At 64.5% G+C, this 20,568-nt stretch carries 22 protein-coding genes and 1 pseudogene; 22 read left to right on the forward strand and 1 reads right to left on the reverse strand.

The genetic code is table 11. The annotated features are described in order from the left end of the window. Positions 1-29 precede the first annotated feature (29 nt). The 3 genes from P4L93_01150 to P4L93_01160 all read left to right on the forward strand — a co-directional run bounded on the left by P4L93_01150 (position 30) and on the right by P4L93_01160 (position 3,626). Complete coding sequence (locus P4L93_01150; protein MDR3685552.1) at positions 30-1,823, forward strand: VanW family protein; 1,794 nt, start codon at positions 30-32, stop codon at positions 1,821-1,823. 79 nt (positions 1,824-1,902) lie between these two features. Continuing rightward, positions 1,903-3,189, forward strand: coding sequence for a phenylacetate--CoA ligase (locus P4L93_01155; protein MDR3685553.1), 1,287 nt, complete (start codon positions 1,903-1,905; stop codon positions 3,187-3,189). Between the two features lie 2 nt (positions 3,190-3,191). Further along, positions 3,192-3,626 carry an ACT domain-containing protein gene (locus tag P4L93_01160; GenBank protein MDR3685554.1) on the forward strand — a complete coding sequence of 145 codons (435 nt, stop codon included), beginning with the start codon at positions 3,192-3,194 and terminating at the stop codon, positions 3,624-3,626. A 14-nt stretch (positions 3,627-3,640) separates the two neighbouring features. Here P4L93_01160 and P4L93_01165 read toward each other — a convergent pair. Next, a pseudogene (locus P4L93_01165) lies at positions 3,641-4,225 on the reverse strand (diguanylate cyclase). A 423-nt stretch (positions 4,226-4,648) separates the two neighbouring features. On the opposite strand from P4L93_01165, the gene P4L93_01170 reads away from it, so the two are divergent. The 19 genes from P4L93_01170 to P4L93_01260 form a co-directional block, all read left to right on the forward strand. After that, positions 4,649-5,941 (forward strand): D-alanyl-D-alanine carboxypeptidase, encoded by a 1,293-nt coding sequence (locus P4L93_01170; protein ID MDR3685555.1) that lies wholly within the window; start codon positions 4,649-4,651, stop codon positions 5,939-5,941. A 115-nt stretch (positions 5,942-6,056) separates the two neighbouring features. Further along, positions 6,057-7,154 (forward strand): glycine cleavage system aminomethyltransferase GcvT, encoded by a 1,098-nt coding sequence (gcvT, locus tag P4L93_01175; GenBank protein ID MDR3685556.1) that lies wholly within the window; start codon positions 6,057-6,059, stop codon positions 7,152-7,154. 51 nt (positions 7,155-7,205) lie between these two features. Further along, entirely contained in the window at positions 7,206-7,589 is a 384-nt protein-coding gene (gcvH, locus tag P4L93_01180) for a glycine cleavage system protein GcvH (protein ID MDR3685557.1), read from the forward strand. A 5-nt stretch (positions 7,590-7,594) separates the two neighbouring features. Next, a complete protein-coding gene (gcvPA, locus tag P4L93_01185; GenBank protein MDR3685558.1) occupies positions 7,595-8,977 on the forward strand; it encodes an aminomethyl-transferring glycine dehydrogenase subunit GcvPA in 1,383 nt (460 codons plus the stop codon). Continuing rightward, entirely contained in the window at positions 8,974-10,473 is a 1,500-nt protein-coding gene (gcvPB, locus tag P4L93_01190) for an aminomethyl-transferring glycine dehydrogenase subunit GcvPB (protein ID MDR3685559.1), read from the forward strand. Before gcvPA ends, gcvPB begins: the two co-directional genes overlap by 4 nt. Positions 10,474-10,483: 10 nt before the next feature. Continuing rightward, on the forward strand, positions 10,484-11,293 hold the full coding sequence (locus tag P4L93_01195; protein MDR3685560.1) for a biotin/lipoate A/B protein ligase family protein: 810 nt from the start codon (positions 10,484-10,486) through the stop codon (positions 11,291-11,293). An 80-nt stretch (positions 11,294-11,373) separates the two neighbouring features. Beyond that, a complete protein-coding gene (locus P4L93_01200) occupies positions 11,374-11,691 on the forward strand; it encodes a hypothetical protein (protein ID MDR3685561.1) in 318 nt (105 codons plus the stop codon). 44 nt (positions 11,692-11,735) lie between these two features. Further along, positions 11,736-11,999 (forward strand): hypothetical protein, encoded by a 264-nt coding sequence (locus tag P4L93_01205; GenBank protein ID MDR3685562.1) that lies wholly within the window; start codon positions 11,736-11,738, stop codon positions 11,997-11,999. Between the two features lie 29 nt (positions 12,000-12,028). Continuing rightward, a complete protein-coding gene (locus P4L93_01210) occupies positions 12,029-12,478 on the forward strand; it encodes an FHA domain-containing protein (GenBank protein MDR3685563.1) in 450 nt (149 codons plus the stop codon). Next, positions 12,478-13,185 (forward strand): MerR family transcriptional regulator, encoded by a 708-nt coding sequence (locus P4L93_01215; GenBank protein ID MDR3685564.1) that lies wholly within the window; start codon positions 12,478-12,480, stop codon positions 13,183-13,185. Before P4L93_01210 ends, P4L93_01215 begins: the two co-directional genes overlap by 1 nt. A gap of 3 nt (positions 13,186-13,188) precedes the next feature. After that, positions 13,189-13,635: a hypothetical protein gene (locus P4L93_01220; protein ID MDR3685565.1), complete on the forward strand. Its 447-nt coding sequence runs from the start codon at positions 13,189-13,191 to the stop codon at positions 13,633-13,635. 7 nt (positions 13,636-13,642) lie between these two features. Then, positions 13,643-14,188 (forward strand): hypoxanthine phosphoribosyltransferase, encoded by a 546-nt coding sequence (gene hpt, locus P4L93_01225; GenBank protein ID MDR3685566.1) that lies wholly within the window; start codon positions 13,643-13,645, stop codon positions 14,186-14,188. Beyond that, a complete protein-coding gene (locus P4L93_01230; GenBank protein ID MDR3685567.1) occupies positions 14,185-15,180 on the forward strand; it encodes a potassium channel protein in 996 nt (331 codons plus the stop codon). The genes hpt and P4L93_01230 overlap by 4 nt, the downstream gene beginning before the upstream one ends. Before the next feature lie 61 nt (positions 15,181-15,241). Beyond that, complete coding sequence (locus P4L93_01235; GenBank protein ID MDR3685568.1) at positions 15,242-15,760, forward strand: adenine phosphoribosyltransferase; 519 nt, start codon at positions 15,242-15,244, stop codon at positions 15,758-15,760. Positions 15,761-15,971: 211 nt separating this feature from the next. Beyond that, positions 15,972-17,093 (forward strand): NlpC/P60 family protein, encoded by a 1,122-nt coding sequence (locus tag P4L93_01240; GenBank protein ID MDR3685569.1) that lies wholly within the window; start codon positions 15,972-15,974, stop codon positions 17,091-17,093. A 155-nt stretch (positions 17,094-17,248) separates the two neighbouring features. Then, entirely contained in the window at positions 17,249-19,018 is a 1,770-nt protein-coding gene (locus tag P4L93_01245; GenBank protein MDR3685570.1) for a thiamine pyrophosphate-dependent enzyme, read from the forward strand. After that, a complete protein-coding gene (locus P4L93_01250) occupies positions 19,015-19,605 on the forward strand; it encodes an indolepyruvate oxidoreductase subunit beta (GenBank protein ID MDR3685571.1) in 591 nt (196 codons plus the stop codon). Before P4L93_01245 ends, P4L93_01250 begins: the two co-directional genes overlap by 4 nt. Continuing rightward, entirely contained in the window at positions 19,602-20,018 is a 417-nt protein-coding gene (locus P4L93_01255) for an amino acid-binding protein (protein MDR3685572.1), read from the forward strand. The genes P4L93_01250 and P4L93_01255 overlap by 4 nt, the downstream gene beginning before the upstream one ends. Positions 20,019-20,056: 38 nt before the next feature. Next, on the forward strand, positions 20,057-20,568 hold a 512-nt coding region (locus tag P4L93_01260), incomplete at its 3' end, for an ABC transporter substrate-binding protein (protein MDR3685573.1).

Raw genomic sequence — 20,568 nt, forward strand, 5'->3', positions numbered from 1 at the left:
CACGACCGACCGATCGTCGTGGACGTCGCGTGTCCACCAGGCCGAAATCCAACGCGAGCCGCATCGCGCTACTCGTGGTTGCTGGCGTGGTGGCGCTGCTCGTATTGGCGGTCGCGGTCGACGCAATCGCGAGCGTCGGGCGCATCCATCCCGGCGTTTCGATCGCTGGCGTCAATGTGGGCGGGAAGACGGTGCCCGAGGCGGTTGCGCTGCTCAAAACAGAGCTGCCCTCCAAGGCGGCCGTCCCCGTCACCATCAAGAACGGCCCGAAAGTCTGGACGGTTACCGCGGCAGACGTTGGGGCCACGTTCGACTACGGCGACCTCGTGGACAATGCAATGGCGATCGGTCGCAGCGACGGGTTCTTCGCCTCACTCGGCCAGCGCGTTCACGCGTGGTTCGCCGGTGACAAGTTGCCGGCGCCCGCAACAGCCGACCGCGCCAAGCTCGACGCGGCGCTGACGAGGGTCACGGACGCCATCGACGTTGCCCCCCGCGACGCCGACATCGTCGTCTCAGGCTCGGCGGTCACGGTCAAGCCGTCTGCCACGGGCATCGCGGTCGATCGTGCTCTGCTCGAGAGCGACGTCCTAGGCGCCTTCGCTTCGGATGCCCGCGCCGTCGCCGTGCGTGCCTCGACCGCTCAGCCGCGCATCACCGATGCCGAAGCCGAGCAGGCCAAGGCGGTCGTTGAGAAGATGCTCTCCGCACCCGTGACGATCACGTATGCGACCAAGTCGTGGCCGCTGTCAGTGAACGAACTCGCCAAGATGATCTCGGCACCGGCGGTTGAAACGAGTGGATCGGGCGGATGGGTGCTCGACCCGCAGGTCGCCGCCGCCGACGCATCCAAGACCATCGTCGCCAAGGTGGGAGCGGCACTAGGCAATCCGCCCAAGAACGCGCAGTTCAAGACCGCCGGTGGCAAGGTTACCATCGTCCCGTCGAAGGACGGCATGGGCCCCGATGTGGTCGATTTCGCCACAAACCTCACAGCGATGCTCAAGAAGGGTTCGCCAAACAGGACGGTGGCGTTGCGCTCGACGATCACCCCGGCCAGCTTCACGACCGAAGAGGCCCGCGCGATGGGCATCGACGACCGGATCTCAACGTTCTCCACCAGCTACGATGGCAGCCAAGCGGCGCGGACCAACAACATCCATACGCTTGGATCGGCGCTCGATGGCAAGCTGGTTGCCCCGGGTGCCACCTTCTCCTTCAATGGATACGTGGGCGAGCGGACGGCGGCGAAGGGGTACCAGGAAGCCAATGCGATTGTGAAAGGCAAGCTCGTTCAGCAGCTTGGCGGGGGGATTTGTCAGGTAGGCACGACGCTGTTCAACACGGTGTTCTTCTCGGGAATGCCTGTTATCGAGCGCGAGAACCACTCCTTCTACATCTCGCACTACCCACAAGGCCGCGATGCGACGGTCTCATGGGGCGGCCCGGACTTGAAGTGGAAGAACACGACGTCATCGTGGATGCTGATCTCTGTGTCGTACACAAGTGATTCGATCACTATCTCGCTCTACGGCACCAACCCCGGTTACGATGTGAGCTACACGACAGGCAACTTCACCAACGTGGCGCCGTTCCCGACGCAGGAGGTCAAAGACCCGACGTTGGCCGCCGGAGTGAAGGTGGTTCAAGATCCGGGCGAGAACGGTATGACGTGCGTCGTGACGCGGACGGTGAAGAAGGGCTCGACCGTCGTACGGACCGATACGTTCCGTTCGGTGTACAAGCCCAAGATCCAGGTCGTGCAAGTGGGAACAGCCGGCAAACCGTCGAAGACGACGACTCCGACGGCGACAAAGGGGTAGCGCGCCGCTTCGTGCCCTAGGGCTCATCGGCGCCAGCGTGAGAGGGGTGAGCGCCGTGTTCCAGCCCGAGTTGGAGTCGATGCCGCGAGGGGAGCTTGAGAAGCTTCAGCTCGCGCGGACCAAGGACGTGCTGCAGCGTGTGTACGCCAACGTCCCGCTCTACAAGCGCAAGTTCGACGAGGCGGGATTCGACCCCTCGACGTTTGAGTCCCTCGACGACTTGGTCCGCGTGCCGTTTACGGTCAAGGACGACATGCGCTCGGCGTACCCCTACGGGATGTTCGCCGCGCCCATGCGCGATATCGTGCGAGTGCACTCTTCTTCCGGCACAACCGGCCAGATCACCGTAGTCGGCTACACGCGGGGCGACATCGATCGCTGGGCCGATCTGATGGCGCGCACGTACGCATCGGGCGGGACGACGCCGGATGACGTGGTGCAAGTGGCCTATGGCTACGGCCTGTTCACCGGCGGCCTGGGCGCGCACTACGGCGCCGAGCGGCTCGGCGCGCTCACTATCCCCGTTTCGGGCGGCAACACCAAGCGGCAGGTCCAGATCCTGAAGGACTTCGGCGTGACGGTACTGGCGTGCACGCCGAGCTATGCGCTCTTGATCGCCGAGACTGCCATGGAGATGGGTATCGACCCGCGCGACCTGCCCATTCGCGTCGGAGTCTTTGGCGCCGAGCCGTGGAGCGAGTCGATGCGTCACCAGATCGAGCATGCGATGGGCATCAAGGCGATCGACATCTACGGTCTGTCGGAGGTCATGGGTCCGGGCGTGGCAGCCGAGTGCGTCCACCAGAACGGGCTGCACGTCTTCGAGGATCACTTCCTCATCGAGATCGTCGACCCCGAGACTTTCGAGCGTATGCCCGACGGCGAGTACGGCGAGGTCGTCTTCACGACGCTTACCAAAGAAGGCATCCCCATCATTCGCTACCGGACGCGCGATCTGTCGCGCATCATTCCCGAGCCCTGCACCTGCGGGCGCACGTTTCGCCGCATGGAGCGGATCGGCGGTCGCTCCGACGACATGCTGATCATTCGCGGAGTCAACGTCTTTCCGAGTCAGATCGAGCAGGTGCTCGGCACGATTCCTGGGGTCGCGCCGCACTATCTTGTCGTGCTGAGCAAGCGCGGATCGCTCGATCACGTACAGGTGCAAGTGGAGGTCGCTCCCGAGTTCAGGATCGACGAGGTTCGCGAGCTGGAGCGCTTGCAGAAGCGGGTCAGGGCCGAGATCGAGTCGGCGCTCGCGGTATCCATCGAGGTCAAACTGGTCGAACCCAAGACGATCGCCCGCAGCGAAGGCAAGGCCAAGCGAGTGCTTGACCTTCGCGCCGAGCATGGAGGTGCGAAGTAGCCATGATCGATCAGGTCTCGGTATTCCTCGAGAACAAGATGGGACGGCTCGCCGAGCTGTGCCGCGCTCTGGGCAACGCCGGAATCGACATGCATGCGCTCATGGTGGCGGACACAGAAGAGTTCGGCGTTGTCCGCATCATCTGTGACACGCCGATCGCCGCTAAGGACCTGCTCGACTCCGAGGGGTTCTCGGCGAGTGTGACTTCGGTGCTGGCAGTTGAGATTCCGGATCGGCCGGGTGGGCTCGCAGACGTGCTCGAGGCTCTGCAGGCTCAAGGAATCAGCGTCGAGTACGCCTACTGCTTCGTGGAGCCTTCCGGCGCCGCTGCGGTCGACATCTTCAAAGTCGATGCGCCGGGCGCCGATAGCGCGCTCATCGCGGCAGGGTTCAGGGCGCTGTCGCCCGCCGAGCTGTACTCGCCCGACAAGAGCTGATCGATCGCGGCGTCCGCATCGTCCACGGTGTCGCCGAGCCGCGCCGCGAGCTCGGCGAGCGCCGCCGCATCCTCGAGCGAGCTGAGGCATGTTGCAGCCACTGACTCGTCGAGAGCCCCGAGCAGGTCGCAGATGCCGGCGGTGAGCCGACCGGCCACGATAACGCCGCCTTCGTAGGGCGTGTGCGGCAGCAGGATGAAGAAGCGTCCGTCGTCGAGGCGCGCGACTTCGTCGACCATCCGCAGGTCGCTGCGCAGTTGGTTGGCGACCGAGCGCACGATCGTGCGCGTCCTCTGCGGACCGAGGTCTGCGGTCACTGACGGTGCAAGCGAAACGAGCACGAGCGCGAACTGCGTTCCGTAACGCTCGTGTCCGATGATCGCCCGATTCAGCGCATGCGATGCGTGACGCTCGTTGAAGACCTGGCTCCACTCGTCGTAGTCGGTGGATTTGCCGAAGCGGGCCAGCGCGTAACGCAACCGCCCGCATGCCTCTCCGCCTACGATGCCCACGAGCCCGTAGGCGGCGATGCGGGCGACTATCAGAAGTAGATCGGTGCTGGTCAGGCCCTTGGTCGCGATCAGCTCGGGAACACTCATGAGCGTGTAGATCGCCGAGGCAACCACCGCAGCGATGAAGCCCCCGCGCCTGCCGAAGTGGACGGCGGTACCCAAGACCGCGAGCAGCATGATCTGAGCCGACACCTCCCTGAGGGTCAGCCCACCGTCGTGAGCGCTAAAGAGCAAGGCGGCGACAATGAACACGGCGCCAACCCCGAGCGCGAGCATCTCGAACCGCGAGTACCTCATGGTTTCTCCGTGTAGCTCGTGGTCCGGGGTACCCTGAAGGCCCCGGCACCGTAGTACACTGCCTCGGCAGAACCTGAGACGGCAGCACGCCCGAACAACTCGGCGTGTGACTCGTCGTCAACGCGATGTGCAACACACGCGGCGTCGATGTTCGACCACGCAGAAAAGGACTCCGTACACGACATGTGCGCACCATTTGCTGTGAAGAGCCGCATGGACGACAGATCCCCCTGTACCGAGAGAGACCCATCGGGAAAGCGGTCTCACGCGCTTTGTATCGGCAGGGAGTCAAGCGGTGATAAGCGATTCTCTCGGCGCTGGATTGCCTCGGCGCTGTTGCTCGTTGCTCTCGTAGACGGGCTTGTCGCGCCCGCATTTACCGTCGCCGCGCCATCGCCGAGCGATCTGGTGGACGGCTCTACCGCGGCCAAGCGCCACGTCGACCTCGCGGCAATGCCCGACGTCACCATGGCCGAGGGTGCGCTCGTCGATGGCGATGGGCGCACTCTGTGGGCCCGCACTCCGGCCGTGCGCCGTCCGATGGCCAGCATCACGAAGATCATGACCGCCGTAGTCGCGCTCGAGCACTCAAACCTCAACGACGTCGTCACGGTTCCACGCGAGGCGGTCGTGGTAGGGCAGTCCTCGGCAAACCTGGTAGCCGGCGAGCAACTCACGATGCGCGAGATGCTCGAGGCGCTGCTGGTCAAGTCGGGCAACGACGCCGCCGTGGCCATCGCAATCCATGTTGGTGGCACCGAGGCCGGTTTCGTGCAGATGATGAACGCCAAGGCCCAAGCGCTAGGGCTGGCAAACACTCACTACGCCAACCCCCACGGGCTCGATGCCCCGGGGCACTACACGACGGCGAACGACTTGGGCGTCTTGGCCCGCTACGCGATGAGTAAGCCCGCGTTTCGGGACATCGTCCGCCAGTCGTCGGTGACTATCGGGCAGGGCAAGCACAAAGAGACGTTGGCCTCTACCGACCTTCTGCTCAGCACGTACCAAGGTGCGATGGGGGTCAAGACAGGCAACACGAACGGCGCAGGCTACTCGGTCGTGTCGGCGGCTCAGCGCGGTGGTGTCACGCTCTACGCGATCGTGATGGGCACGAAGTCGGATCGTGACCGGTTCACCCAAGCCAAGGCGTTGCTGGACTGGGGCTTTGCGCACTACAGGCCACTTGGGCTCGGAACCAAGGGCACGGTCGTCGCCGAGGCGCCGGTGTCGAGCTACCTGGACGTGACGGTGCCGGTGGCGTTCTCGGCTGACACTACCGCGGCGGTTCTCGACTTGGAGGGTACGGTCAGGCGTACGATCACCGTTTCACCGGTGCCCGCTCCTGTCGATAGGGGGCAACAAGTCGGAGTGGCGACCTTCAAGCAGGGCGGTAAGGTAATCGCCACGGTACCGCTCGTGTCGACGACCAGGGTCGGACGCCCCAATCCGTTCGAGGCGGTCTGGATAGCCACGGTCCGTCTCTGGCAGAGAATCTTCGGCTGAGGCTCGGAACCGTTGGCTTGTCGGCCCCGCGGCGCTCCTGCGGCCTGCGGGTGCGGTATCTTACTCGGTGCACGTCTCGGATCCGACACAATTCGACAAGAGGTGGCGTCCCTTTATGTCAGACGACCTGAAGCGCACATCGCTCTTTGAAGAGCACGCCGCGCTCGGCGCGCGAATGGTGCCGTTCGCAGGCTGGGAGATGCCGGTGCAGTATGCCGGCATCATCGAGGAGCATCGCGCAGTACGTCGCTCGGCGGGCGTATTCGACGTCGGGCACATGGCCGAGTTCCGCGTCTTTGGCTTCGGCGCGTTCGACTTCCTGCAGCGTATGCTCACCAACGACCTGCACAGGATCGCCGAGCTGGGCCAAGCCCAGTACACGCTGATGCTCGACGACGAGGGCCACATCATCGACGACCTGATCGTCTATCACACGGGTGATCTTGAGTACATGATCATCGCCAACGCCGGCAACCACGAAGCCGACTTCGAGTGGCTCTCCAGCCACGCGCCGGAAGACCTCGAGCTGGTTGACGAGTCCGAGCGCACCGCACTCATCGCGCTGCAGGGCCCCGAGGCGCTGCGAATCGTCGGCGAACTGGCGGGCCAGGGATGGGTTGCGCCCGAGCGCTTCACGATCGCCGAGGCGATGCTGGACTCGATTCCGGCGCTCGTGGCGCGCACGGGCTACACCGGCGAGGACGGCGTGGAGATCGTCGTGGGTGCCGGTCAGGCGTCCGCGCTGTGGCGCGCGCTGCTGTCCTTCGCCGAGGTCACGCCCGCGGGATTGGGGGCTCGTGACACGCTGCGCCTCGAGATGGGCTATCCGCTGTTCGGCAGCGACATGGACCGCACCAACGACCCCATCTCGGCGGGACTGGGCTGGGTCGTGCCGAAGGCCAAGACCGGCTATATCGGCGCCGATGCCATCGCCTCGATCCGCGAGACCGGGCCGGCGCGCAAGCTCGTTGGGCTGACGGTCGAAGGCGGTATTCCTCGGCATGGCTACGCCGTGTTGCACGAGGGCGTCGTGGTGGGTAAGGTAGCGAGCGGCAGCTTCTCCCCAACGCTTGAGATCGGCATAGCGACCGCGTACGTTCCGGTCGAACTCGCAGCCCCGGGTACCCGGTTCGAGATCGAGATTCGCAAGAAGACCGTTCCTGCGACCGTGGTGAAGCCGCCGTTCGTGTCACAGACGTCGCTGTCCGCATAGAGAGCCCTTTGGGCGCTTGAGCACCGTATTCGAGAGGAGCGCAGGAGAGAAATGGCACACCCTACCGATCGTTCGTACTCCAAGGATCACGAGTGGGTGCTCGTCGACGGCGACGTCGCGACCATCGGCATCTCTGATTTCGCCCAAGACCAGCTCGGCGAGGTCGTCTACGTCGACATGCCCGCCGAGGGTGACGTACTGACCGCGGGCGACTCGTTTGGCGAGATCGAGTCGGTCAAGTCCGTCTCCGAGCTCATCGCGCCCGTCTCCGGCGAGATCATCGAGGTCAACGAATCTCTGGGTGACTCACCCGAGACCGTGAACGCCGACGCGCACGGCGCCGGCTGGATGGTCAAGGTCCGCTTCACCGACGAGAGCGAGCTCGACGCCCTGCTTTCCGGCGAGGACTACGACGCCTTCATCACCGAGGCTTAAGCCTCATGCGCTATATACCAGTCACGTGCGAGCAGCGCGAAGCCATGCTTCGCGCTGTTGGCGTCTCTTCGGTCGACGACCTTTTCGACGTCATCCCTGAGGCGGTCCACCTTACCGAGCCGCTGGGTCTACCCGAAGCGATGGGCGAGATCGAGCTCGCGGCTCACCTGACGCAGCTTTCCACGATCAACGCGCCCGCGACCGAGCTCGTCAGCTTCCTTGGCGCCGGGACGTACGACCACTACATCCCGAGCGTTGTGAACCACGTGCTGTCCAAGCCCGAGTTCTTCACCGCCTACACGCCGTACCAGCCCGAGGTCAGCCAAGGCACGCTGCAGGCCATCTACGAGTACCAGTCGATGATCTGCGGCCTGACCGGCATGGACGTGGCCAACGCGTCAATGTACGACGGCGCGACCGCGCTCGTCGAGGCGGCGCTCATGGCCGCACGCGTCACGAAGCGCCACCGCATCGTCTGCGCGCCGACGATGCACCCCGAGTGGCAGCACGCGCTGGCCACGTACGCCGAGGCGGGCGTTATCGAACTCTCGACGTTCGCGCCAGTCGGCAACGACGGCCTGACCGGGCTGGCCGGTGACGACGGACTCGCGTCGCTGCTTGAGGGTGGCGACGTCGCGGCGGTACTCGTCTCCTGCCCGAACTTCTTTGGCAACCTCGAGGACCTCGACGCAATCGCGCGCCTTGCTCACGACGCCGGCGCGCTGCTGGTCGTCGCGAGCAATCCGATTCTTCTCGGCATCATGGAGCCACCGAGCACGTATGGCGCCGATATCGTGGTGGGCGAAGGGCAGCCGCTCGGCAACACCATGTCGTATGGAGGACCGGGCCTCGGCTTCTTCTCGTGCCGCATGGCGCACATTCGCCAGATGCCGGGCCGCGTCGTGGGTCGCACCACGGACACCGACGGCAACACCGCCTTCGTGCTGACGCTTTCCACTCGCGAGCAGCACATTCGCCGCGAGAAGGCGACCAGTAACATCTGTAGCAACCACGCGCTCAACGCGCTCGCCGCAGGGGTCTACCTCTCAGCCGTGGGGCAAGAGGGGCTCGCCGGCATCGCGCGTGCGTGTGTCGCCAAGGCGCATTACCTGCGCGAGAAGCTGCTTGCGACCGGTCGCTTCACCGCTCCGTGGGAGACGCCGTTCGGTTACGAGTTCGCGCTCGCCTACAAAGGCGACGTCGCCGAGATGCAAGACGCGATGTTGGGTGCGGGGTATCTGGCCGGCGCAAGCGTGGCAGACGTCGAGAGCGAGTGGCCCACCGGCATCGACACGACACTAGCCGACAAGCTCGTGCTCTTCGCCGTGACAGAGAAGCGCACACGTGAAGAACTCGACGCGTTCTCCGAGGAGGTGGCGTCCCTGTGACTGAGAGTCTGGACAACACACCCGCCATCGCTCCGGTTCGCGGACCACGCTCGCTGATCTTCGAACTCGGCTCGCCAGAGTCCCGCTGCACCGAGCCGCCAGCAATCGACGTGCCGCTGGCCCCCATCGACTCGCTGCTGGGTGGTCGCGCACGCACGAGCGCGCCGACGCTGCCCAACGTCACCGAACTCGAAATCATGCGCCACTACGCGCACCTGGCGACGATGAACTTCGGAGTCGACTCGGGTATGTATCCGCTCGGCTCATGCACGATGAAGTACAACCCGCGCATCAACGAGGACGCGTGCCGACTCCCGGGCCTTGCGGGCATTCACCCGTATCAGCCCGAAGAGACGGTTCAGGGCGCTCTGGAGTTGATGGTCGGCTTGGCCGACGCTTTGGGCGAGATCTCCGGGTTGCCGGGAGTGACCCTCCAGCCCGCCGCCGGCGCCCATGGTGAACTCACGGCGCTGATGGTCTTCCGAGCAGCCCACACGGCTCGCGGCGATGCACGCAAGAAGGTCATCGTTCCGGACACCGCGCACGGTACCAACCCGGCATCGGTGACCATGTGCGGTTGGGAGACGGTCACCATCCCGAGCGACGAGCGCGGGTTGGTTGACGTCGAGGCGCTTCGCGCCGCACTTGACGCCGACGTTGCTGCGTTCATGCTGACCAATCCCAACACGGTCGGTCTGTTCGACCCGCAGATCCTCGAGATCACTGAGGCCGTTCACGCTGTGGGCGCGTTTGCGTACTGCGACGGCGCCAACATGAACGCGATCCTGGGCAAGGCGCGTCCGGGCGACATGGGCTTTGACGCGCTGCACATCAACCTGCACAAGACGTTCTCCACGCCGCACGGCGGGGGCGGCCCAGGTGCCGGTCCGGTGTGCGTGACCGCGGATCTGGCGCCGTTCCTGCCCGGACCCCTCCCCGTGGCCTTCGAGGCCGGGGGCTTCGGTTTGGGCTGGCCCGAGTACTCGATAGGCCGCATCAAAGCTGGCTACGGCAACTTCGGCGTGATGGTTCGCGCCTACGCCTACGTACGCGCTCTCGGAGGCCCGGGACTCACCGAGGTCGCCGAGCAAGCGGTGCTCTCGGCGAACTACCTCAAGTCGCGACTCGAGTGTGCGTTCGAGGTGCCGTACGGCCCTCGTTGCATGCACGAGTTCGTCATGTCCGGCGAGCGCCAAAAGAACGAGCACGGCGTGCGTACGCTCGACATGGCGAAGCGCCTGCTCGACTACGGCTTCCATCCGCCGACGGTCTACTTCCCGATGCTCGTCCACGAAGCGATGATGATCGAGCCGACCGAGACCGAGCCCCTGTCCGCTCTCGACGCGTTCGCCGACGCGATGCTCGCCATCGCCGAGGAGGCAGCAAGCGACCCCGAGCTGGTGAAGGGTGCGCCCTACACCACGCCCGTCCGCCGACTCGACGAGGCCGGTGCCGCTCGAAACCCTAACCTTCGTTGGACGTCAGCGGGGGAGTGACACCAAGACAGTGAGCGCCGTATGGCGACTTGTCATCGACGACGGCCCGGCCGAGGGTGCCTGGAACATGGCTCTCGACCGGGCCGTTCAGCTTGCCCGCCAAGCCGGCGACGTGCCTCCGACTCTGCGGCTTTACCGCTGGGCTCGACCGACCGTCACACTGGGGCGCTTCCAAGACGCGGCGGGAGTGGACGGCGGGCTTTGCGCGCGTGAGGGCATCGATGTCGTGCGCCGCTACACGGGTGGTCGGGGCGTGCTGCACGACGACGAGCTGACCTACTCGATCGTCGTCGGCGTCGACGACGGTGTTCCGCGTGGAACGGCCGCCTCGTACCGCATGCTGTGCTCGGCACTTGCCGAGACGTATCGGCTGCTAGGCGTCGACGCCGCGCTGACGGCCCGACCGCGAGGCGATGGCTCCTCGGCGGCGTGCTACCTGCATGCGACACCGGCCGACCTCTCGCTCGGACTCGCGAAGCTCTCCGGATCGGCGCAGGTGTGGACCGCCGACACGGTGCTGCAACACGGTTCGTTCGCTCGATCGCGCGACGTCGCGCGCGAGGCGGCCGTGTTCCGCCTGTCGACACAGGCAGCACGACGCCTCGCCGCCGAGACCACCACGCTCGCCGACACGCTGGGCGAAGCGCCGTCGCTCGAGCGCATCATAGATGCTGCAGTGGCGGGTGTGCAGGCGGCCCTGGGCGTTCGACTCGAGCGAGGGCCTCTCACCGCCGAGGAGCTCGAACTTGCCGCAGGGTTGCTCGGCGAGACGTCGGCGGATGTGGTGCCTGCTCGGTCGCTTGTCAGAGGCTCAATGTAGAGTTTACGTAGAGGCGGACGTTCGGCGCCGTCGATACGCTACAATCCAGCTTGAAGGACCCACTGAGGGGAGTACGTGCGATGACGCAGCAAGATAACAACGACGAAGCCCTGCTCGACTTGGGCAACAAGTCCGACGACGAGATTCGCGAGTTGCTCGATGGGCTGTACAACGAAGAGCAGCACGTCTCATATCGCCGGCGCGTGCTGCACGGCAAGATCGACATCCTTCGCTCCGAGCTGGTGCGTCGTCTCAAGGCCGATCGCGAGGCCGGCAGGGACGTCATCACCGGTGCCGATGTCGACCGACTCATCGACATCCTCGCCACCGATCTCCGGGGGGCATCGCGTTTCGACGTGACGACGCCTCTTGACGACGAGGACCTCGGCGACGACTAGGAATCGGATCGGGCTCACTCGCCCGACCAGGTAGAGGAGGACGCGTGGCCAGCAGCATTAACGAGCGTATCAAACAGTTCTTCCAGGATCTCGCTGCCGACCCGGTCGAAGAGCGAGTCATCGAGTACGTAATCCGTGAGGTTCACAACGGGCGGCGCCTGATGGAAGTCATCAACGACCCGTTCGTCAAGAACCGCCTGAGCGAAGAGAAGACTCAGGCCATCTTTGAGAACCCCGAGGTCATCGACGCAATGGAGGCCGAGATTCAGTCGGCTTTCCAGACGCCGGACATCGGTTTCCCGCACTAGACTAGAGTTCGTCAGAGGGGAGTCAGGTCATGGCACAGTGCCCGGGTTGCGGAGCCGAGGTAGGCGCCGAGAACACCGTCTGTCCTGCGTGCGGGGCTGGACTCTCCGAGCCGACCGCGTCTTTTGAGCCGGTTGGCGTTGCGGCGTCGGATACGGTTGTCGCACCTGCCGGCGAGGGCCCGGTGCTTGTCGTGCGTAAAGGACCGCAGCCTGGCGAGCGCTTCTTCGTCGACCGCGGCAAGCTCACAATCGGTCGCGATCCCGAGAGCGACATCTTCCTCAACGACATCACCGTTTCGCGCACTCACGCCGTCGTCGAGTCCAAGGACGACGTTGTCTCCGTTGCGGACGCGGGTTCGCTCAACGGCACCTACATCAACGGTGAGCTTTGCGACAAGTCGACCGTTCTGAACAACGGCGATGTCGTTCAGATCGGAACGTTTCAGATGCTGTTTCTCTCTGGCCCAGGAGCCCTGTGATGTCGTCGCGCGACTATCTGACCATCGGTGAGATCGTGCAGCGCCTGCAAGGCGCCTACCCCGATCTGTCAATTTCAAAGGTGCGCTTCCTGGAAGAAGAGGGCCTCGTGGCTCCGGAGCGCACTGCCGGCGGCTACCGCAAGTTCTCTCAGGCCGATGTCGCCCGCGTGGAGATGATCCTGCGGCTCCAAAAGGAGCACTTCCTACCTCTGGCCGTGATTCGCGAGAAGCTTGCCGATTTCGATCGTGGCAAGATTCCCGCCGAGCTGCAGCGAGGCGCGGTAGGCATGACCGAGCCGCTGCCGCTGACGGCTGAAGACGAGGGCCCGCTCCTGCTCGAGGAGGCACAGACAGCGCTGGGTATCCCGTCCTCGTTCATCCGTGAGCTTTCGGAGTTTGGTCTCGTCACCATCGAGAAGACCGACAACAGCGATTCGATCGAGCGTGCAGACGTGCAGATCGTTCACGCCGCCTGGGACTTGCGCAAGTACGGCGTCGAGCCGCGTCACCTGCGCATGTACGAGAACTTCTCGGACCGCGAAGCCGCCCTCTTCTCGCAGATCCTGATGCCGGCGTTTCGGCACCGGACGCCGGAGAGCAAGACCAAGCTCGCCGAGACGCTTCACGATCTGGGCAATCTGACTGACGACCTGAAGGGCCGGTTGCTGCGCAGAGCGTTGGCGCGAGCGTTTGCGGATCTCGGCTGATCGATGACGGCCGCTCCAGACACGCCCGCAACGCCTCAGCTCCCGCAGCCGCTCAACCACCCTCCGCTCGACGAGATCAACTTCGCGCACGCCAGCGAGCGAGTTGCCGCTGAGATTCTCGACTTCTACCGCATCAACTGGCTCTACGAGCCCAAGACGTTCCCCTTGGAGTGGGACGGCAAAGGCAACGTGATCGTCTCGTTCAGCCCAGACTTCTACCTCGTCGATTTCGACCTCTACATCGAACTGACCACGATGAGCCAGAAGCTCGTCACCAAGAAGAATCGCAAGGTCAGACGGCTCAAAGAGCTGTATCCCGACGTCAACATCCGCATCTTTTACCAGAAGGACTTCCGGGCCCTTCTGGCTCGGTTCGGCATGGCCACGACGCCCGTCGCGCACGCCAACGGCGGCGGAGTGCTACCCGCCGAAACCAACAAGCAGGAGTAGAGCGCCCGTGGACACGCCCCTCCCCCAGATCTGCGACGGTATCGTTATCGACCAGGCCGCCATCCAGCGGCGTGTTGCCGAATTGGGTGTGCAGATCGCCGAGGAGTTCGCAGGGCAGGACCTTCGGCTCGTCACCGTGCTCAAGGGTGGCCTGTTCTTCTTGGCCGACCTGTGCCGAGCATGCGAGACGCAGCTCGCCATCGACTTCCTGGCCGTCTCGCAGTACTCGGCAGGGGTGGGGGGCATGGTGCGCGTCACCAAGGACCTCTCGGATGACATCGCCGGGGCAAGCGTCGTGCTCGTGGAGGACGTTGTCGACACAGGTCTGACCGTCAACTACGTTTACTCGCTGCTCAAGGCGCACGGTCCGGCTCGGCTGGAGGTGTGCACGCTGCTCGATAAGCCGTCGCGACGCATCGCGGACGTGCCTATCACCTACACCGGCTTCACGCTGCCCGACCGCTTCGTCGTCGGCTACGGACTCGACGTGAGAGGGCGCTACCGCAACCTGCCCTACGTGGCGTCGGTCAAAGAGGAAGCGATTTTCTCGTGATTCGGCGCGTCGCCTGGGCAGTTGGGCTCGTGGCGGCGGTCAATGCCGTTGGCACGCTCGGCTACATGCTGATCGAGCGCTGGAACGCCTTCGACGCGTTCTACATGACCGTGATCACGGTGGGCACCGTCGGCTTTGGTGAAGTGCACCCCCTTGACGCGGCGGGTCGCGTCTTCACGATCTTCATCATCTTCGCGGGCGTCGGCTCGCTCGCCTTCGCGATCGGGCAGTTCATCGAGTTTTTGCTCGAAGGGCATCTGACCAACATCCTGGAGGTCCGTCGCATGGAAAAGCGCTTGTCCGAGCTGACAGGTCACACGATCGTGGCGGGTCTGGGCCGAGTCGGCAGCGTGGCGGCCCGTGCGCTGGCCGACGACGGTGCCCCGTTCGTCGTGGTCGACTCGGGCGCCGAGGCGGCTCAGATTGCCGAGGAAGCAGGTTGGATCGCGGTGCATGGCGACGCGACCGAGGAGGACGTGCTCATTCGGGCCGGAGTACAGCGAGCCAGCTCCGTCATCACCGCGCTGTCAGGCGACGCCGAGAACCTGTTCGTAACGATGAGCGCCCGGTCGTTGAATCCCGGGGCCTTTATCGTCGCGCGCTCGGCACACGAGACGACCGAGGCCAAACTCATGAAGGCCGGCGCCAACCGCGTCATCACGCCCAACGTCATCGGCGGCAGGCGCATGGCCTCGATGGTGCTGCACCCCACCGTGGCAGACTACCTCGAGCTGGTCAGCGGCTCGTCGGGCGTCGGCTTCCGGCTGCAAGAGGTCGAGCTGGCCGCCGCGTCGCGCTACGCGGGCCAGTCGCTTGCCGAGGCACGCATCCGCGAGAGCACCGGCGCTCAAGTCGTGGCGATCCTGAACCCCGATGGGACGGTCGACGCCAACCCGACGGCAGCCACCCTGCTGTCGCCAGGTCAGCGACTCGTCGTGCTTGGCTCGGCAGATCAAGTGGCCGTGCTTACTGAGCAGGCATGCAAGCTGTAGAAAGGCACGCCCTTTCGCGGTAACCTAGGCGCGCTGAAAGGCGCCCCCAAAAGGAGGAACTGTGGACTTCGAGAGCTACATCCGGGACATCCCCGACTGGCCCAAAGAGGGCATCATGTTCAAGGACATCACGCCGCTGCTGGCTGATCCCGATGCATTCAAGGCCACCATCGACACGCTGGCCGACGCGTATGCAGAGGCCGGCGTCACCAAGGTGATGGGTGCCGAGGCCCGTGGCTTCATCTTCGGCGGTGCGCTTGCATATCGTTTGGGCGCCGGCTTCGTCCCGGCTCGCAAGCCGGGCAAGCTGCCGTGGACCACGACTTCGGTCTCCTACGAGCTGGAGTACGGCACGGACACGCTTGAGGTCCACTCCGACGCATTCGGTCCCGACGACGTCGTGCTGATCGTCGACGACGTCTTGGCTACCGGGGGTACCGCCGGAGCGAAGGCCGAGCTCGTCAACGCCACCGGCGCTAAGGTGGCTGGGTTCGCGTTCCTCATCGAGTTGGACTTCTTTAACGGCCGCAAGAAGCTCCCCGAGGGCTCGCGAATCGTCACGCTGATTCACGTCGCCTAGGTTCGATCGCGTTCGATGTGATTACTCGCAGGGCACGCCGAAGACGTCTTCGGCGTGCCCTGCTGTTGTCACGATGCGGTGACGCCTGCATCTGGGCGGCTCAAGCGGGGGTATGCACGTGCCGAATGGTAGAATGGAGCGGTCGTCCCTCGGCCGCTGTTTGTGCGGCACCTCGATCGCAGTTCAGTTGCAGCAGGAGGTATGGGTGCGGATGTCCGGCGGGCATGTGCTCCGGCACGTTGCAGCAGCGGCACTCTCTCTGGTTCTCCTCACGGGCGTTGCCGCGCCCGCGTTCGGTGCGCCCACGAACGCCGCAATCCAATCCAAGCGCAAGCAGGCCGACGCTGCGCAGACCAAGCTCGATGACCTCCAAACGCAACTCGAGATGCGCTACGAGGAACTCGCACAGATTGAAGACTCGCTGACTCAGACGCGTCAGCGCATCTCGGTCACGCAGGCGCAACTCGATGCCGCTACTACGCAGCTCCAGCAGTCACAGGCGCAACTCGATGACCGCGCGATGTCGATCTACCGCAACGGGCAGGTCGACATGGTCGAGGTGTTCGTTGGAGCCACCAGCTTCAGCGATCTGATCACACGCCTGGATCTGATGCGTCGGATAGGGCGCAGCGATGCGGCGCTCGTGCTAGCGGTAAAGGATGCCCGGTCGAGCGTCTCGGCTGCCGAGTCGGCGCTCGAGTCGCGCGAAGCCGAGCAGGTCGCGCTTCGCGATCAGGCGCGGATCAAGCAGACTGAGTACCAGAGCGCCTACGAGGACCAGAAGGCGTACTTCGCGACCCTCAACTCGCAGCTCAAGCAGCTGATCAACGACGAACGCATACGCCAGGAGAAGCTCGCCGCCGCGCGTGCCGCGGCGGCCGCTGCCAAGCTCGAGGCGGCTGCCAAGAGCACGGCGACGAGCTTGCCGTTCGATCAGAGCAAGCTGGGTGCGCCTCACCCGGACGCACTCGTCGAGGCCAAGAAGTACCTCGGCGTGCCGTACCTTTGGGGCGGGACGACGCCATCGGGCTTCGACTGCTCGGGGCTGATGCAGTACGTCTATCAGAAGATACGCATCAATCTGCCGCGCACGAGCCGCGAGCAGTTCCACGCAGGCGCATATATCCCGCCGAATCGACTTGACCTGCTCGCGCCGGGCGACCTGGTCTTCTTCGGCTACAACGGCGACCCGACGCAGATTCATCACGTCGGTATGTACGCAGGCAACGGCGACTTCCTCCAGGCTCCGCAGACCGGAGACCACGTGCGCATCTCATCACTGACGGGCCGCATCGAGGCCAGAGGTGACTACGTCGGTGCAGTGCGTCCCTAGAGTCCTCCTCGAGTGCAGATCAGGCAGCACCGAGCCGGAGTCCTCCATGCGCGATACGGGGCCTCCACGGGCCCCTCAGCGCGTCAAAAGGCGCCTCTAAGCTGTGATATCATTCGCCTACCTGCCGAGCGGGGATCCGAGGCGAGAGGACGCACGTGAGCCGTAGCTTGCTTTCAGGCAATGAGGCGGTGGCTCAGGGTGCGTGGGAGGCCGGCGCCGCTGTCGGCGTCGGATACCCGGGAACTCCGTCCACAGAGACGTTGCAGTTCTTCGCCAAGCTTCCCGATGTGTACGCGGAGTGGGCTCCCAACGAGAAGGTGGCGCTCGAGGTAGCGGCCGGTGTTTCGCTCGCTGGCGCCCGGTCGCTTGTCACGATGAAGCACGTTGGCCTCAACGTCGCGTCCGATCCGCTCTTTACGCTGGCCTACACAGGGGTCAAGGGCGGACTCGTCATTCTCGTGGCCGACGACCCCGGGATGCACTCGTCGCAAAACGAGCAGGACTCGCACAACTACGCGGCGTTTGCCCGCGTTCCCATGCTCGACCCCTCAGACTCCGTCGAGGCGCGCGCCTTCACACGCGAGGCCTTCGACCTCTCGGAGAAGTTCGACACTCCCGTGTTCGTCCGCTCGACGGTACGGGTCAGCCACGCCAAGTCGCTCGTCGAGACGGGCAAGCGCGCCGTCCTCGCGGCCCCGGTGCCCTACAAGACCGACCCGATGAAGTGGGTCATGATGCCCGGCATGGCGAAGCTTCGCCGAGTAGACCTCGACCGCAGGTTGATGGAGATCGAGTCGTTCGCTGAGGACACGCAGCTCAATCGCGTTGAATACCGCGACCGCAAGGTGGGCATCGTCTGCGCCGGGGCTATCTACGAGCACGTTCGGGAGGCGCTGCCCGAGGCTTCGACCTTCAAGCTCGGCATGACGTTCCCACTTCCCCCCAAACGTCTCGCCGAGTTCGCCAAGCAGGTCGACGAGCTCTTCGTCGTTGAGGAGGCCGACGCCTACCTCGCGCGCTCGTTGCGCGCCATGGGCCTTACGCCGACGCCGCTGCCGCTGCTCCCGGCCGCCGGTGAGCTGAGCCCCGGCGCAATTCGACGTGCGTTCGGTCTGCCCGACCCCGAGCTGCGCGAAGCGGACGATTCGCTTCCACCGCGCCCGCCGCTCATGTGCCCGGGCTGCCCGCACCGGCCCGTGTTCAACGCGCTGCGCAAGAACAAAGCGGTTGTGACCGGCGATATCGGCTGCTACACCCTTGGAGCGCTGCGGCCATTGGCCTCCATGGACACCTGCGTGGACATGGGCGCTTCTATCGGCATGGCGCATGGCGCCGAGCTTATCGGAGGCTTTGAGGGTCGTCCTGTCGTCGCGGTCATCGGCGACTCGACATTTGCGCACTCAGGGATAACCGGCCTGATGAACACGGTCTACAACGGAGGCGTCGGCACGATAGCGATCTTGGACAACCGCATCACTGCGATGACGGGCCATCAGGGCAATCCGATGAACGGCATTACTCTGCAGGAGCGGCCATCGCACGAGGTCGACCTGGTGGGGCTGGTCAAGGCGTTGGGAGTGAACCGCGTCAGGGTCGTGGATCCTCAAGACGTCGATGCGTGCGTCGCCGCAATCGCCGAGGAGACCGCAGCCAACGAGCTGTCGGTCATCGTGTTCCGGGCACCCTGTGCGCTGCTGATCAAGACCAAGGAAGACCCGTACGCGGTCGATGAGGATGCGTGCACCAAGTGTGGTATCTGCATCAAACTCGGCTGTCCGGCCATAGGCAAGGACGAGCAGACTTCGCGCGCCTACATCGACACCTCCGTCTGCGTGGGATGCGGGCAATGCGTGCAGGTGTGCAAGTACAACGCGATCGTTCACTCGGGGCCCTCCTGCGACTTCAAGGGGGCGGATGTCCGATGAGCACCACGACAGTCATGCTGTGTGGCGTAGGCGGCCAAGGCACGATTCTCGCCGCCGATCTTCTCGCGAAGGTCGCTGCTGCGGCGGGTCTCGAGGTCAAGCTCTCTGAGGTTCACGGTATGTCGCAGCGTGGCGGCAGCGTCGACACGGTCGTCAAGTTCGGCGAAGAAGTGTTCTCGCCTGTGACCGACCCCGGGATGGTCGACCACCTCGTCGCGTTCGAGATCATCGAGGCGATGCGACGCGTCCAGTACGTCAGGCCTGGCGGAAGGCTCTTGGTAAACCCGACGGCGATCCAACCACTGCCGGTGCTGACGGCGGATCTCCCGGTTCCGCGTGGGCTGAGGGCGATTCTCGATGATGAGGGTGCCATCTTCATCGACGCCGACGAGCTGGCCTGCGAGGCAGGTTCGCCCAAGTCGGCGAACGTTGTTCTCATGGGGGCTTTGTCTGTGCGCCTGCCGTTCGAAGAGGCGTTGTGGCGCGACGTCATCACCCACCGGGTTCCGCCCAAGACCGTAGAAGCCAACTTGCTGGCCTTCGCACTCGGAAGGCAAGCATGCGAGCGAGGGGAGTGCGCACTGTGAACGTCAAGCAGCTCAGCGTCTTCATCGAGAACAAAGCCGGCCGAGTCAGCGAGGTCACCGATCAGCTGGGACGCGCCGGGGTCAACATCCGGGGGTTCTCGGTGTCCGACACGGCCGACTACGGGATCGTGCGGCTTGTCGTCAACGAGCCGGAGCGCGGGCTGGAGGTCCTGCGCGACGCCGGCTTTGCAGTCAAGTCCAACGACGTCCTGTGTGTCGAACTCCCAGACCATCCGGGCGGGCTCGCGAGCATCCTTAAGATCGTTTCGGAGGCTGGGGTCAACATCGAGTACGTCTACTCGTTGATCGGCACGTATGTGGTGATCAACGTTGCGGACATCGAACGCGCCTTGAGTCTGCTGCGTGGCAAGCCTGTCACGTTGGTGTCGCAAGAGGACATCGCGCAAGCCTGACAAGGAAGGCTTCGCGGGGAGAAAACGGAGGTAGGGGCATGCGCGGAAGGACGTTGAGGCTTGCCGCAGGGGTGCTGGTCGCAGCACTAGCGGCAGCGATGGCGGTTGGGATTGCGGGGTGCGGTTCGTCGTCGACGAGCTCGAGCAGCACGGGGTCGGCGGCATCCGCGCCGATCAAGATCGGAGCGATCGTCTCGCTCACAGGTTCCTACGCGGGTATCGGCACACCGCAGAAGCAAGTCATTGAGATGGAAGTAAAGCGCATCAATGACGCGGGTGGCATCAACGGCCACCAAGTCCAGGTCCTCGTCGAGGACGACGGCACAGACGAAGCCAAGGCTGTGGCCGCAGCGACCAAGCTCATCGAGCAGGACAAGGTCGTCGCTCTCATCGGCTCCTCCGGTACCGGGCCTTCGATGGCCATTCGGCCCGAGGTAGATCGAGCCGGTATCCCTCAGGTTTCCATGGCTGGCGGCAACGCCATCACAGGGACGTTCGATCCACTGGTCTTCCAGACGGCATGGACAAACGGACTCGTGGCGCCGTTCGA

Source organism: Coriobacteriia bacterium (assembly GCA_031292615.1).
Taxonomy (GTDB): Bacteria; Actinomycetota; Coriobacteriia; order Anaerosomatales; family JAAXUF01; genus JARLGT01.